This window comes from Flintibacter muris (assembly GCF_943192995.1).
GTDB classification, from domain to species: Bacteria; Bacillota; Clostridia; order Oscillospirales; family Oscillospiraceae; genus Lawsonibacter; species Lawsonibacter muris.
Window position 1 is genome coordinate 59,702 of record NZ_CALPCP010000020.1, and the last position, 10,555, is coordinate 70,256.

14 protein-coding genes are annotated in these 10,555 nt (G+C 58.0%); 5 read left to right on the top strand and 9 right to left on the bottom strand.

Annotated elements, in window-relative coordinates; genetic code table 11:
• Window positions 1–53: 53 nt before the first annotated feature.
• Entirely contained in the window at window positions 54–527 is a 474-nt protein-coding gene (locus tag NFS22_RS14685) for a pyridoxamine 5'-phosphate oxidase family protein (protein WP_251318464.1), read from the bottom strand.
• Window positions 514–1,059 carry a DUF4364 family protein gene (locus tag NFS22_RS14690; RefSeq protein ID WP_251318465.1) on the bottom strand — a complete coding sequence of 182 codons (546 nt, stop codon included), beginning with the start codon at window positions 1,057–1,059 and terminating at the stop codon, window positions 514–516. Before NFS22_RS14690 ends, NFS22_RS14685 begins: the two co-directional genes overlap by 14 nt.
• A 180-nt stretch (window positions 1,060–1,239) precedes the next feature.
• Here NFS22_RS14690 and NFS22_RS14695 point away from each other — a divergent pair, with 180 nt between their 5' ends.
• Window positions 1,240–2,064 (top strand): hypothetical protein, encoded by an 825-nt coding sequence (locus NFS22_RS14695; protein WP_251318466.1) that lies wholly within the window; start codon window positions 1,240–1,242, stop codon window positions 2,062–2,064.
• A 39-nt stretch (window positions 2,065–2,103) separates the two neighbouring features.
• Here the strand turns inward: NFS22_RS14695 and NFS22_RS14700 are convergent, their stop codons facing one another.
• The 3 genes from NFS22_RS14700 to NFS22_RS14710 all read right to left on the bottom strand — a co-directional run bounded on the left by NFS22_RS14700 (window position 2,104) and on the right by NFS22_RS14710 (window position 4,616).
• Window positions 2,104–2,529 (bottom strand): hypothetical protein, encoded by a 426-nt coding sequence (locus NFS22_RS14700; protein WP_251318467.1) that lies wholly within the window; start codon window positions 2,527–2,529, stop codon window positions 2,104–2,106.
• A gap of 81 nt (window positions 2,530–2,610) precedes the next feature.
• Window positions 2,611–4,137: a cardiolipin synthase gene (cls, locus tag NFS22_RS14705; RefSeq protein WP_251318468.1), complete on the bottom strand. Its 1,527-nt coding sequence runs from the start codon at window positions 4,135–4,137 to the stop codon at window positions 2,611–2,613.
• Window positions 4,138–4,157: 20 nt separating this feature from the next.
• Window positions 4,158–4,616 carry a metallophosphoesterase family protein gene (locus NFS22_RS14710; RefSeq protein WP_251318469.1) on the bottom strand — a complete coding sequence of 153 codons (459 nt, stop codon included), beginning with the start codon at window positions 4,614–4,616 and terminating at the stop codon, window positions 4,158–4,160.
• A 66-nt stretch (window positions 4,617–4,682) separates the two neighbouring features.
• On the opposite strand from NFS22_RS14710, the gene NFS22_RS14715 reads away from it, so the two are divergent.
• The 3 genes from NFS22_RS14715 to NFS22_RS14725 all read left to right on the top strand — a co-directional run bounded on the left by NFS22_RS14715 (window position 4,683) and on the right by NFS22_RS14725 (window position 5,750).
• Window positions 4,683–4,922 (top strand): hypothetical protein, encoded by a 240-nt coding sequence (locus NFS22_RS14715; RefSeq protein WP_251318470.1) that lies wholly within the window; start codon window positions 4,683–4,685, stop codon window positions 4,920–4,922.
• A 74-nt stretch (window positions 4,923–4,996) separates the two neighbouring features.
• Window positions 4,997–5,419, top strand: coding sequence for a hypothetical protein (locus NFS22_RS14720; RefSeq protein ID WP_251318471.1), 423 nt, complete (start codon window positions 4,997–4,999; stop codon window positions 5,417–5,419).
• Window positions 5,412–5,750, top strand: a complete 339-nt coding sequence (locus NFS22_RS14725) for a hypothetical protein (RefSeq protein WP_251318472.1) — start codon at window positions 5,412–5,414, stop codon at window positions 5,748–5,750. Before NFS22_RS14720 ends, NFS22_RS14725 begins: the two co-directional genes overlap by 8 nt.
• A gap of 2 nt (window positions 5,751–5,752) precedes the next feature.
• On the opposite strand, the gene NFS22_RS14730 is transcribed toward NFS22_RS14725, so the two are convergent.
• From NFS22_RS14730 to trpS, 4 genes are read right to left on the bottom strand one after another with little or no spacing between them, the layout of a single operon-like run.
• Window positions 5,753–6,514: a hypothetical protein gene (locus NFS22_RS14730; RefSeq protein WP_251318473.1), complete on the bottom strand. Its 762-nt coding sequence runs from the start codon at window positions 6,512–6,514 to the stop codon at window positions 5,753–5,755.
• A gap of 12 nt (window positions 6,515–6,526) precedes the next feature.
• The gene (wecB, locus tag NFS22_RS14735; RefSeq protein ID WP_251318474.1) at window positions 6,527–7,675 is read right to left on the bottom strand and encodes a non-hydrolyzing UDP-N-acetylglucosamine 2-epimerase; all 1,149 of its coding nucleotides are present in this window, start codon (window positions 7,673–7,675) and stop codon (window positions 6,527–6,529) included.
• Window positions 7,672–8,820, bottom strand: coding sequence for an MraY family glycosyltransferase (locus NFS22_RS14740; RefSeq protein ID WP_251318475.1), 1,149 nt, complete (start codon window positions 8,818–8,820; stop codon window positions 7,672–7,674). The genes wecB and NFS22_RS14740 overlap by 4 nt, the downstream gene beginning before the upstream one ends.
• A 27-nt stretch (window positions 8,821–8,847) precedes the next feature.
• A complete protein-coding gene (gene trpS / locus NFS22_RS14745; protein ID WP_251318476.1) occupies window positions 8,848–9,846 on the bottom strand; it encodes a tryptophan--tRNA ligase in 999 nt (332 codons plus the stop codon).
• Window positions 9,847–10,017: 171 nt separating this feature from the next.
• Here trpS and NFS22_RS14750 point away from each other — a divergent pair, with 171 nt between their 5' ends.
• Window positions 10,018–10,263, top strand: coding sequence for a GIY-YIG nuclease family protein (locus NFS22_RS14750; RefSeq protein ID WP_251318477.1), 246 nt, complete (start codon window positions 10,018–10,020; stop codon window positions 10,261–10,263).
• Window positions 10,264–10,555: the final 292 nt, after the last annotated feature.

Consider the following 10,555-nt stretch of genomic DNA (forward strand, 5'->3'; position numbering starts at 1 on the left):
TATGGAAAAGAAAACTGCCTTCGGTGCTTGTTGCACTGGAGGCAGTTTTGCGATCAGGTCTTTTCCAGCTTTGCCTTTCCGGAGATTTCTTCCATATGAATCTTCCATATGGCGGTGGCGGCAAGGCTGTTTTGAATGGCCGGCTCAAAGCCGTCCATGTGCTTCGGGGTTACCTTTTGGCACAGAGCCCGCAGGGCTTCAACTTTTTCAGCGGAGTCCTTTACCTCACTGGCAGTTCCGGTTACAATAACGGATTGAAAATAGGTGGTGTACATGGCGGGAGGCACAAAAGCGGGCCGGTCATCCCCTACAAAGGTGACGCATACCTGAGGGAAGCGGCGCAGCAGGTCGGTCTTACGGCCCTGGTGGGCGCAGTGGAAGTAGAGATCATCTCCCACCCGCACAAAAGACAGAGGGAGGCAGTAGGGGACGGGCTCCCCGGTGGAAAGGGCCATTATCCCATGGGTGCAGCGGTCAATAAGGGACACAGAGAAATCCCTGTTCTGAGCCCGGTCATTTCGTCTCATGGTGATCCTCCTTTGGCTGTTCCAGCAGTTTGATGATGTTCAGATAGAGGGCGGAGGGGTCATCTTGGAAGGTCTGGCTCCAGCGTTCCGCCTGTTCCCGGCTGGGGGAGAACAAGGTGAGGTGGAGCAGAGGAGAGGAATCGTCTTCCAGGGTAAGGCACAGGTTGACAGTTCCAGCCTCCCGGTCCATAATACAGGCGCGGACCTGAGACTCCCGCCGCAGAGCCTCATTTACCTGGGTCAGATTCATGTCACAGTGCAGACGCACCGACCGGGGCAGGCTGCTCTCACAGATCTGGCTGTTGCGCCGGCCCTTTTCCGTGATGGCATAGCGATCTTCCTCACGGGTCAACTGGCCGGTGGCCACCATGTGCTCCACTGCCTGGGTGAGAGAGAAATAATCTACCCCTGCGTCGCAGAGAGCCAGTTCAAACAGCTGTAAAAAGGTAATGGGGCCGGCAGCCCGGTCCATAATATAGAGGACCAGTAATTTTAAATCCAGATCGTCCTGGATGAATCCGATGGGAGGCATGGCGAGGGCTCCTTTCGCTCAGTTGATTGTCACCTCTATTATAGCCGCAAAGGGGAAAAAGGGCAAGAGAAAAACCATCTGTCCCGCACCAAAACCCGTCTGGTACATAAGATGTGTTGTAAGCAAAACCCCTAATGGGCGCTCGCCGCCCATGACCATCCAAATCTAGGAGGGAATTCTATGCCAGAAAAGGTCGTGCCCGGCCCCGTCAGCGACGATCGCAGTATCCGGGAGGCCGTGTGCATACACACGAAAAAGATTTTTGACTCATGCAGAGATAAGGACTGTGTGGAAGATTTACGCATTTATCCCACCCGTTGTTCTCAAGAGGTGATTGACCGGGCCCAGTCCATCAAGGCCGGAAGCGCCGAGCTGCTGTATGCGTACATTGATGTGGAGCCGGTCACCTTTAATCGGGGCTTCTATACCGTGGATGTGCGGTACTTCTACCGCATCACCGCTGACGCCTTTGTGGGCGCCACCCGCCCCGTTCAGGTCTGCGGCCTGGCGATGTTCAGCAAGCGGGTTGTGCTCTTTGGCAGCGAGAGCGGCTCCAAGAGCTTTACCTCCGAAAGCAACGAGAATCAGGTCCAATGTGTACCTCAGTCCAACTTGCCCACCGCGGTGGTGGAGGCCGTTGATCCTCTGATCCTGAACCTGAAGCTGGTGGATGTCTGTGAATGCCGTCCCTGTGACTGCGGTTGTGTGGATATCCCTATGGCAGTGGCCGCCTGTTTTGGCGACGAACTGGTAACCAGCGGCGATATGCACCGCTTATTCATCACTCTGGGTCAGTTCTCCATTATCCGTATGGAGCGGGACACTCAGCTGCTCATTCCCGCTTACGACTACTGCATTCCCACCAAGGATTGCAGCTGCGGCGAAGAAGGCTGCCAGGAGGACCCCTGCGACATGTTCCGTCAGGTCCAGTTCCCCGTGGACGAGTTTTTCCCGCCCAACACTATCACAACCACCAGCAGTGCCAACAGCTGCTGCTGCCGGTAACGCAAAAGGGGCCGCCCGAAGGGCGGCTCCTCTCATATTTCACTGAGCTTTTTTGAGTTCGGTGATCTCACTGCTATGCTGTCTGACTACATGGTAAACAACATCCAGCTTGTCTCTGGTATCCTCCGCCAGTTCCTTCACCTCGTCTAAAATGTCCAGACGCTCCACCAACCTGGAATGGCCCTCAGATAAAAGATTGAGCTGCGTTTGAATATCCACATCCAAGCGGATTTTAATGCTGGAGACATCCTGCTTCAGACTGGAGACGTCCTCTTTTAATCCAGAGGCATCCTGCTTTAAGCCGGAGACATCCTGCTTTAAGCCGGAGACATCCTGCTTTAAGCCGGAGACATCCTGCTTTAAGCCGGAGACATCCTGCTTCAGACTGGAGACATCCTCTTTCATTCCAGAGAAATCTTCTTGAAGCTTTTCCAAAATCGCTAAGATCTTGTCTTCGTTGTTCATACTTTATTTCACCTCCCAATCGCCAGTTCATTAAATACATTATAGCATAAGGGTTCAAGCCATGCAACAGCAGTTTATTTGCTACATCAGTGGCGCGAACACCCGCAAAATGCTGCGGTAGAGCTGGAGGAGGATATTCAAATGTTTGAATTGACGCAGGGAACAGGGTTCGGAATGCCTGAGAGTTTCCTCAAAGTCGTGCCGGATATCCCGAATGCAGGGGGCCTCACACAGCCACACGCCGTCCTCGAAGTGGAGAAACAGACTGCGGTAGTCCAGATTGACGGTGCCAACGGTGGCAAAGCGGTCATCCACCACAAAATTTTTGGCGTGGATGAAGCCGGGGGTGTACTCATAGATTTTCACCCCTGCCTCCAGAAGGGGCGGGTAGTGAGCCCGGGTGACCTCAAAGACATACCGCTTGTCTGGGATATGGGGGGTAATGATGCGTACGTCCACTCCGGATTTGGCGGCGTTGCACAGAGCGGTATTGGTGGCCACGTCTATGACCAGGTAGGGAGTGGTGATATAGATATAATTCTTGGCCTTGGCGATCATATTAAGATAGACCGCCTGGCCCACCGCCTCCCGGTCCAGAGGTGTGTCGGTATAGGGCTGGACGTAGCCTGTCCAGGGGCGCACCGGGGCGGCGGGAGGGTGGAAGAGCTCAAAGTCCTCATCCCAATTAGCAATGTTGTCCCACATGGTGAGAAACATCACTGTCATAGACCATACAGCGTCCCCCTCCAGCAGGAGACCGCTGTCCTTCCAGCGGCCAAACCGCTCCCGCATGTTAATATATTCATCAGCCAAGTTGAGGCCGCCGGTAAAGCCCACCTTGCCGTCGATGATCAGCAGCTTACGGTGGTCCCGGTTGTTCAGCCGCAGGGACATCACCGGCATAAGGCGGTTGAATACCCGGCACTGGATACCCTTTTTGGTCAAAATCTCATCATAATCCCGGGGAAGGGTGAACATACAGCCAAAGTCGTCGTATATCACCCGGACCTCCACACCCTGGGCGGCTTTCCGCTCCAGAATGGCCAGAATACTGTCCCAAAAAATGCCGGGCTGGATGATAAAGTACTCCAAAAAGATATACTTTTCTGCCTTTTCCAGCTCGTCCAGCATTCTGGGGAAGGCGGCGTCCCCCAGGGGGAAGTACTCTGTTTCGGTGTTGGTGTAGGCGGGGCAGGCGGCACGCCGCTCCAGGTAGCTGGCCTGTCCGGAAGCGTCGCCTCCCAGAGGGAGGAGATCGTCGGCCTTAAAGTCCTCCTTTAAAGTGGCAAAGGACTTTTTCAGCATGCCCTGCATCCGCTTCTGGGTCCGTTTAGGGATATAGCCGCCTCCCACCAGAATGTAGAAGACGCCGCCAAAGATGGGAAAGGGCAAAATCAGCAGGAGCCAGGCGATTTTATAGCCCGGCTCCATTCGGCTGCCTACAATGGCAAGAGCGGCAGCCACACTGAGCGCAATACAGCACCAGTAGAAGATTTCGGTATAGGCGGAGAAGGAGAACACCATAACAACCAGCGCGGCGATCTGAGCCAGCAGGGCCAGCGACATGAGCACCGAACGGTGGAAGAGGATATAGAGAAATTTTTTCATGGTGTGTCACCTTCTGACGGTTACGTCTTATGCAGAGTGCAGAAAATATGTCCATCCTCAATTTCAATCAGCCCATAGCTGGACCGGGCGGGGCCGGGATTCATCATCCACAGGCCGTCCTCCAGCTGCTGGCACAGAGGGACGTGGGTGTGTCCGAAGAGGAGGATATCCGCCCCCACGGCCCGAGCGTCGGCAATAGCCATATCGTAGCCACTTTTAACGCCCCAGCGGTGCCCGTGGGAGAGAAGAATGGATTTGCCCTCCAGCTTGATATTTTTTTTGACGGGTACGGTAGTAAACCAGCCGTCGCAGTTGCCGGGGACCAGGCAGAAGGGAATTTTGGGGTAGTGTTCCGCCACCGTTTCGGCATCATCCATCATATCGCCCAGGTGGATGATCTGCTCAGGCTGGTGGCAGTTGATAGCGGCGTACATGCCGGACAGGGAGCGGTGGGAATCAGAGAAGACTAAAATTTTCAAGCAGTGTCACCTGGCCCTTTCTTCGCATATACTAAAATAGTCAACGGAAACAAGGAGGGAACAACCATGGAATTGTCGGAGAAAAATCGGGACGCTATCGCCCAGCTGGCCAAGTCCAGCGACGCCCAGAAGCTGATGGAGCTGTTGCAGCGGCAAGGCGGCCAGGTGAAGCAGGCGGCCCAGGCGGCCGCGGCGGGAGACCCCGCCCAGCTTATGACCATGATGGACCAGCTGATGCACAGCAAAGAGGGGGCTGAGCTGGTAAACCGCATTGACAGCCAGGCAAAAAAGGCGGGGCTGAAATAGATGACCCAAACCGCAGTCCGTTTGGCGGGTGCGGTTTGAACCGAAGCTTGTGACGACAAGGGAGGGAGCGCGCCATGGCGGAGTTTGAGGACAAACTGAATTCCATCCTGGGCAACCAGGCGGCCATGAATCAGATCATGGCTCTGGCCCGTTCCCTGTCCGGGGAGCAGCCGGCGCAGGAGGCGCCCCCTGCGCTGGAGAGCCCGTCAGAGGACGCTACATACGTGCCCGCAGCAGAGGAGCCCGCCCCTTCCGCCCCGGATTTGTCCGCCCTGATGGGGCAGATCGACCCCAGGATGCTCCAGATGGGGATGGACATCATCCGCCAGGTGCAAAGCACCGAGGACCGGAACGCCGCCCTTCTCAACGCCCTGCGTCCTTTTCTGAAAGAGGAGCGGAGGGCCCGGCTGGACCGGGCCCTGCAAATTGCCCGGATGACCAAGCTGGTCCGGGCGGCTCTGGGCGCCTTTGGGGGAAAGGAGGGGGAGCGTGTATAACCGCTACATCCCGGAGGACGTCTCCTACACCCGGATTGAGCCACCGCCCCGGCCTCAAAGCCCCGGTCCCGGGCCCCGCAATCAGCCGCCGCCCCTCCGCTTTTCTGATTTTCTAAAGGGCAGGGAGGGCCTTGCCGGCCTGATAGGAGGCCGGGAGGGCGGCGCCCTATCCGGCGTGCTGAAAAGCCTGCATCTGGACAATATCGACAGCGGTGATGTGCTGCTGCTGCTCATTATGCTGTATCTTCTGGCGGAGGGGGACGATCTGGAGCTGGTTATCGCCCTGGGGCTGACGCTGCTGATGGGGCTGGGGGAGGACAAGGAGGAATAATTTTATTCCCCCACTGTATGCAAAACCTCCCCGCCGGGCAGAGAAAAGCTCCCGTTTGAGGGGCAGGGGGATTGAACGGGGGAGTAGGCCATCATGCGGTAGACCAGCTGTCCGTTTTCCTCGCTTTCGGCGGAGACAAGTAGACCGTTGTCCACGCTGATCCAGAACCGCTGGAGCAGACCATGCTGGCCGCGCTGAACCTCCACCAGAATACAGGGCAGTTCACCCCGGAGCTCATAGCCGGCGGCGGCAATCTCCTCGGGCTCCAGCTCCAGCACCGTTTCATAGGTGGGGATGTGCTGGGCCAGATCGGAGGATTTTTCGTCTGCGGGGGCGGTTGCATACTGCTGAAAGCCGTCGTACCAGTAGTAGAGGGTGCCGTCTCCTGTGAGATCGTGGCGTACCGCCCCGGAGGGCAGGGTCTGGACGCTGTGGGTCCAGCCGCCGTCCGTCCAGACCTGAACCTGGGCGGTGGAGGAGCCCCCGTTCCAAAAGGTCTCCACGGTCAGCTCACGGTAGTAGCTGGAGGGACGGGCCAGGGTGGCCACCACCCCGGTGACGGTCTGGGTGGTTACATCCACCCGCTGGTAGTCCGGCCCCTGGACGGCGGAACCGGACAGGTCACCCAGACCGGCGCTGGAGGAGGGGAGGATAACATCCGGGGTGTTGGCGGCAAAGAGGACCCGTCCAAAGCTGGTGACAATGGCCACCACCATAAGGGCCACAATGGCGACAACAATCATAAGCCGGTTTTTTTGCTCCAAAAAACAACCTCCTTATGGGCTGAACGCCTCCGGGGGCGTCTCACGCAGGCCGAAGTGCCAGGCGATGGCGTCGGCAATGCGGCGGCAGGCCTGTCCGTCCCCGTAGGGGTTGGCGGCGTGGGCCATTTTGTCATATTCGCTCCGGTCGGACAGCAACTGGGAGGCCAGGCGGAAGATGGGCTCCTCCTCCACACCGGCCAGACGGACTGTTCCGGCAGCTACCGCTTCGGGCCGCTCTGTCTCCTTTCGCAGGACAAGCACCGGCTTGTCCAAGGCGGGGGCCTCCTCCTGGAGCCCGCCGGAGTCGGTCATCACCAGATGGCACCGGGCCATCAGGTTGTGCATCTCCCGCACGTCCAGAGGGGGGATGAGGTGGATGCGGGGGTGGTTGTCCAGATACTTATGGGCCGCCTCCTGTACCACAGGGGAGAGGTGGACGGGGTAGACCAGCTCTGTGTCGGGGAAAGCGTCGGCCAGCCGGCGCAGGGCGGTCATGATGTTGGTCATGGGCTGGCCGTAGTTTTCCCGCCGGTGGCAGGTGACCAGGATGACCTTTTTGTTTACATAATCCAGCTCATTGAGAACCGGCTCCGCAAAGGTAGAATCCTTGATGACTGTGGTGTGGAGGGCGTCAATGACAGTATTGCCTGTGATAAATACGTTTTTAGTGATGCTCTCCCGGGCCAGATTGTCCCGGTTGGCCGGGGTGGGGCAGAAGTGGAGGTCGGCGATAGAGCCCACCAGCTTCCGGTTGATCTCCTCCGGGTAGGGGGACCACTTGTCGTAGGTGCGCAGCCCGGCCTCCACATGGCCCACAGGGATCTTGTGGTAAAAGGCGGCCAGTGCCCCGGCAAAGGTGGTGGAGGTGTCTCCGTGGACCAGCACAAGGTCGGGCCTTGCCGCCTCCAGCACGCTGTCCATGCCGGTCAGACACTTGGATGTGATGGTGGACAAGGTTTGCCGGGGCTCCATGATGTCCAGGTCGTAGTCTGGCTTCAACTGAAAAATATCCAGCACCGAGTCCAGCATCTCCCGGTGCTGGGCGGTGACACAGCAGATGGCTTCAAATTCGGGGCGCCTTGCCAGCTCCAGGGCCAGGGGGGCCATTTTGATGGCCTCCGGGCGGGTGCCGAAGACGGTCATTACCTTTGCACTGTTCATTTGTCTGACTGGTCCTCCTCACCAAAATAGTTTCCGCTGTCCATAGGACGGCTCTGCCTGGGCTTGGCCACCCGGCTGCTTGCGCTGGATGGAGGCGGCTCACTGTTGTTGACCCGGTCCAGATACAGCTTGCCCGCCACCCCTCCGGCGGCGCACAGGGCCAGCAGGAACAGCATGGCCCGCACCACGCCTATGGTGGTGAGCACTACGGCGGACAGGCCCAGAATGGCGCTGATGATATAGAGCACCGCCACTGCCTGTTTTTGGGAGAAGCCCATGTCGATAAGCCGGTGGTGGATGTGGCCCCGGTCAGGGGACATGGGGGACTGGCCGTGGGACACCCGGCGCAGGATGGCAAAGCAGGTGTCAAAGATGGGCAGGCCCAGCATAAGGAAGGGGACGGCAAAGGAGATGATGGCGTAGAACTTGAACAGTCCCTGAATGGATACCACCGCCAAAATGAAGCCCAGGAAGGTGGAGCCGGTGTCCCCCATAAAAATTTTCGCGGGGTTCAGATTGTAGGGCAAAAACCCAATACAGGCTCCGGACAGAGCGGCCATGAGGATGGCCACGTCGGGCTCCTTCACCACGAGGGCGATGACCAGCAGAGTCATGGAGCTGATGGTGGACACGCCGCAGGCCAGGCCGTCCAGCCCGTCGATCAGGTTGACGGCGTTGGTGATGCCCACGATCCACAGCACCGTGATGGGGACGGCCAGCCAGCCCAGCTCCCAGTAGAGCTCGCTGCTGAAAATGTTGGGGTTGGACAAAAATTCAATGCAGTTGCCTTGGAGCACAGCAATGAGGGCGGCCAGAATCTGAACAATAAACTTGGGCATGGCGGGCAGGGCAAAAATGTCGTCCAAAATGCCCAGAATGACAATGACAACGCCGCCCAGCAGCATGCCCTGTAACTCGGGCGTGAGAGGCTGGAAGACCAGCACGCTGAGAATAAAGCCAAAAAAGATGGCCAGGCCGCCCATGCGGGGGATGGGGTGGTCATGCATGCGCCGGGCGTCTTTGGGGACATCCACCGCCCCTACCCGGAAGGCCAGGGATTTGACCACCGGCGTGGAGATCAGCGCCACCAGAGCGGCGGTAAACAGGGCGGCGGCGGCCAGCCCTATGGAAGGAAGCTGTATCATAGTAATGTTCCTCTTTTTATCTCGGGGTTAACGGGGGACAAAGCCCACCTTTTTGTAGACCTTGCGCAGGGTTTTGTTGGCCACATAACCGGCCTTTTCCGCCCCGGCTTTATATACGCCCTCCAGATAGGCCTTGTCGGCCAGCAGCCGCTCGGTCTCCTCCCGGATGGGGCGCAGGGCCTCTGCCACGGCTTCGCCCACAGCGGGCTTAAAGGCGCCGTATCCCTTGCCGTCGAACTCCGCCTCGATCTCATCAAAGCTCTTGCCAGTGACGGTGGCGTAGATCTGCACCAGGTTGGACACGCCGGGCTTTTCCTGGGGGGCGTAGCGGACGCAGCGCTCAGTGTCGCTGTCGGTAATGGCCCGCTTGAACTTGCGCATGATGTCCTCCGGCTTGTCCATGAGGATGACGCAGCCCTCCAGATTGGACTTGCTCATCTTGGAGGTGGGGTCGTTGAGGCTCATGATCCGGGCTCCCACTTTGGGGATGTGGGGGGCGGGGACCTTGAATACGTCGCCGTAAATGCCGTTGAACCGCTCGGCGATGTCCCGGCAGATCTCCACGTGCTGCTTCTGATCCTCCCCTACGGGGACGAAGTCGGGCTGATAGAGAAGGATGTCCGCCGCCATCAGGGCGGGGTAGGTGAACAGGCCGGCGTTGATGTTGTCCTTATGCTTGGCGGCCTTGTCCTTGAACTGGGTCATGCGGGACAGCTCACCGAACATGGTGTAGCAGTCCAGCACCCAGCCCAGCTGGGCGTGGGCGGGGACGTGGGACTGGATGAACAGGGTGCATTTTTCGGGGTCCAGGCCGCAGGCGATGTATTGGGCCAGCAGGGTCAGCACCCGGCGGCGCAGCTGGGCCGGGTCCTGGCGCACGGTGATGGTGTGCAGGTCGGCCAGGAAGAAGTAGCAGTCAAATTCCTCAATCATCTCCGGCCAGTGGCGCAGAGGGCCCAGGTAGTTGCCCAGGTGCAGGTCACCGCTGGGCTGGATGCCGGAGAGCATTACTTTCTTTTCGTCCATGTGTGTTGGCTCCTTACTCTCAGAGCGCGGTCCGCGCCCATAATAATATCACTGTATTGTACCACCAAAACGGAAGAAAGGCAACCGTTTTGGAGGACTTGACAGGATAAAAAAGGAATTGTTTCCAAATTAGACATAATATGCTATAATTAAGGAAAAGGAGGGCTTTCCGTGTCCTGGTATGTCTATATCCTCCGCTGCGGCGACGGCACTTTGTACACCGGAATTACCGACAATATTTCCCGCCGCCTGGCCGTCCACCGCTCCGGAAAGGGGGCCAAATATACCCGGGGAAGAGGTCCCCTGGAGCTGGCCTACACCGAGGAGGTCCCCGACAAGCCCGCCGCCCTGCGCCGGGAGTATCAGATCAAGCGGCTGACCCGGCAGGAGAAGGAGCAGCTGATCAGGAGAGCGTAAAGCCTCCCTTCGCAAAGGGAGGGGGACCGCCGCCGAAGGCGGTGGTGGAGGGTTTTCTCCTGTTAAAGCGCATTTGTCTCTGTTAAGAGCCCCCCAGTCAGCTTCGCTGACAGCCCCCTTTGCGAAGGGGGCCTTTTGGCGCGAAAACAGGACCGTCCGCGAAATACGGACGGTCCAGCTTTTGTCTAATCGAGTGTGTGGATACGCTCAATGGGCAATGTCAATAAGTTAGGAAAACGAGCCAAGATAGAAACAAAAAATATAAAAAACTATTGACAATAGGCGAAATTTG